This window comes from Pseudoalteromonas rubra (assembly GCF_004212645.1).
In the GTDB taxonomy this organism is placed as follows: domain Bacteria; phylum Pseudomonadota; class Gammaproteobacteria; order Enterobacterales; family Alteromonadaceae; genus Pseudoalteromonas; species Pseudoalteromonas rubra_G.
In genome coordinates this window covers 1-1121 of sequence record NZ_PPUZ01000086.1, presented here as the reverse complement: position 1 = coordinate 1121, position 1121 = coordinate 1, and the positions used below count along the sequence as shown (strand labels likewise).

Genomic DNA, 1121 nt, shown 5'->3' with positions numbered 1-1121 from the left:
GGGCACTCTTTGTTGGCGGTGCGTCTGATTGCGCGGATCCGCGAACAATTGGGCCGCGAGCTGACCATTAAACAGTTGTTTGACCAGCCAAGCATCAAGGCACTGGCAGATGAATTGAGCCGCCAGGAGACAACGCCGGCGCGCCCGTCAATCATCTCGCATGGCCCCAACAGTCGCGCCCCGTTATCCTTTTCTCAGCAGCGGCTGTGGTTTATTGACCAGCTGCAATCCGGGGTTTCGACCAATTACAACCTGCCTATGGTACTGCGTTTGCACGGCCCGTTTGAGCCAGGATGTGCGGAGCAGGCGCTCAGCTACATGATTGCACGGCATGAAATTTTGCGCACCGTATATCATTATGACGGACAAGAGGTGGAGCAGGTGATCCAGGCTGAAGCGGCGTTTACTATCGAGCGCATAGACTTGCAGGGGTTGTCGGCGCAGGCGCAACAAGCGGCCTGCGAAGAGGCCATTGAACGGACGGTATCGCAGGCCTTTGACTTGAGTTGTGATATTCCCATTCGGGCAACCTGGGTGGCACTGAGCCCACAACAAGGGGTGCTGATTTTTAATATGCACCATATCGCCTCGGACGGCTGGTCGATGGGGGTACTGGCCGAGGAATTTAGTCAGTTATATCGTCAGGCCTGTGCGGGTGAGCCACTGATGCTGGCGCCTCTGGACATTCAGTATGGTGACTATGCGCGCTGGCAGCGCACCTATTTACAAGGCCCGGTGCTGGATACCCAGCTGAACTACTGGCTGGCGCATCTGGCAGAAGTGCCGCCGGTTCATGGCCTGGCACTGGACAGACCCAGGGGTCAGCAAGCGAGTGAGGGGGCGCTGTTTAGCCAGTCACTGGACAGTGAACTGGCCGAGCAGCTCAGAGGACTGTGTCAGCGTCTGGCCATCACACCGTTTATGCTGCTGCATGGCATCCTTAGCCTGGTATTGGCAAGGCACAGTGGCAGTCACGATATAGTGGTGGGCACCCCGGTGGCAAACCGCTTGCAGGCGCAGCTTGCTCCGCTGATAGGCTTTTTTGTGAATACCCTGGTGTTGCGGGTGAATACCGCGGGACACACAGATATTCAGTCCTATCTGGCGCATATCAAGGACGT

Annotated in this window: 1 protein-coding gene; it reads left to right on the top strand. The window is 57.0% G+C overall.

Annotation, left to right across the window (positions count from 1 at the left end; all coding sequences use genetic code 11):
• Positions 1-1121 (top strand): condensation domain-containing protein (locus tag C3B51_RS21520; RefSeq protein ID WP_240701947.1); only part of this gene is annotated, 1121 nt, incomplete at both ends.